General features: G+C 71.8%; 1 protein-coding gene. It reads left to right on the forward strand.

Annotated elements, in window-relative coordinates:
* Positions 1–194: 194 nt before the first annotated feature.
* Positions 195–476, forward strand: a 282-nt coding sequence (locus KN815_RS33710) for a hypothetical protein (protein WP_216345646.1), incomplete at its 3' end; no start/stop codon positions are given.

The raw sequence follows: 476 nt of genomic DNA on the forward strand, positions 1-476 counted from the left end.
CGGGGCGTAGCCCCCACGACCACCACCGCACCCGGCACCACGCCCTTCCGCGGCTTCCCCGGCAAATCGGCGCAACATCGTTGACAAAGGCGTTGCGCCTTCTGTTCACTCCCCTCAGCCCGCGTGCCGCGCTCTTCGCTCTTCGGATCGTCCGAGCGAAGAGCTGCCACCAGGATTCCGAGAAGAGGGATCACATGCACAAGGAAGCTGCCTCCCCATCCCGCCCCGCCACCGTCACCCCGCCCGGGTCGGTCAACCGATCCGGCATCCCCGATCCGCTGCGCCTCGCCTTCTCCACGCACGCCGAAGCACGCCGCCGCCGGATGCCCGTCGCGGAGGTCGTCGGCGAGAGCATCGAGAACACGCGCCGGGAGCAGGCGCGCCGCACCGATAGCCAGCCCGCCGAATCCGACCGCACGCTCAGCCGCCGCCGGATCCTCGGCACGGCGGCCGCCATGGCCGCCGCCGCGGCGCTG

It is taken from the genome of Streptomyces niphimycinicus, from assembly GCF_018883605.1.
GTDB classification, from domain to species: Bacteria; Actinomycetota; Actinomycetes; order Streptomycetales; family Streptomycetaceae; genus Streptomyces; species Streptomyces niphimycinicus.